Genomic DNA, 968 nt, shown 5'->3' on the forward strand with positions numbered 1-968 from the left:
TAGCCGCCCGCCCAGCCGATGCCGGTCTGCCGGTCCAGCCCGGCGGTGGCGCACCAGTCCCGCGGCACGCCCAGAACCCCGCACCAGGCATGGTCAAGCCGCAGCCCGCGCGTCTGCGGTAGCATGCGGTAAAGGATCGCCTTCAGCTTTTCGATCGTCTCGGGCTGGGTCTGGCCGCGCAGATCGGTGCGCGAGCCGAAGCGGTACGGCACACCCCGTCCCCCCATCGCGATCCGGCCCTCGCGGGTGCGCTGCGCGTAGCAATAGGCATGCGAGGCATCGGCCAGCAATTCCGCGCCCTGCCAGCCGATCTCGTCCCAGAGCGCCGCGGGCAGCGGTTCGGTCACCACGATGGCGCTGTTGAGCGGGATCCATTCGCGTTCATTGCCCGCGATGCCGTGGGTAAAACCCTCGGTCGCCCGCAAGATCCGATGCGCCGTGACGGTGCCGCGGTCGGTCGTCACCCGGCCCGGCGCGATGCGGGTGACGCAGGTCTGCTCGTAGATCCGCACGCCCTTGCGCTCGACCGCCGCGGCCAGCCCGCGCACGAGTTTCGCAGGCTGCACCCGCGCCACACCATGCGTCACCAGCGCGGCAAGCGCCCCCGGCACCCGGACCCGCGCCGCCGCCTCGGCGCCTTCGATCAGCTCGACCCGCTCCGGGCCGATGTTCCAGGCGCGTTCCTCGGCAAGGGTGTCGCGCAGCCGCTGCAGCTGCGCGGGGGTGCAGGCATAGGTCAGGCAATCGGTCTCAAGGATGTCCGCCTCAATCCCCTCGGCGGCGCAGACGCGGATCACGTCGGCCACGGTGTCGCGCAGCTGCCGTTCAAAGGCGATCACCCCCGCACGCGTCCCGGTGGCCAGATATTTCGCGCGGCTCCAGGAAAAATCCCCCGAGCACCAGCCGCCATTGCGCCCCGAGGCCCCGAAACCGGCAAAGTCCTTTTCCACCACCGCAATCGACAGCCC

1 protein-coding gene is annotated in these 968 nt (G+C 70.6%); it reads right to left on the minus strand.

The window, feature by feature from the left end; translation table 11 throughout:
* Positions 1-968: NAD(P)/FAD-dependent oxidoreductase (locus FBT96_RS19585; protein WP_136909633.1), on the minus strand; the 968-nt coding region annotated here is incomplete at both ends.

Origin of the sequence: Rhodobacter capsulatus (assembly GCF_005144475.1) — a bacterium.
In the GTDB taxonomy this organism is placed as follows: Bacteria; Pseudomonadota; Alphaproteobacteria; order Rhodobacterales; family Rhodobacteraceae; genus Rhodobacter; species Rhodobacter capsulatus_C.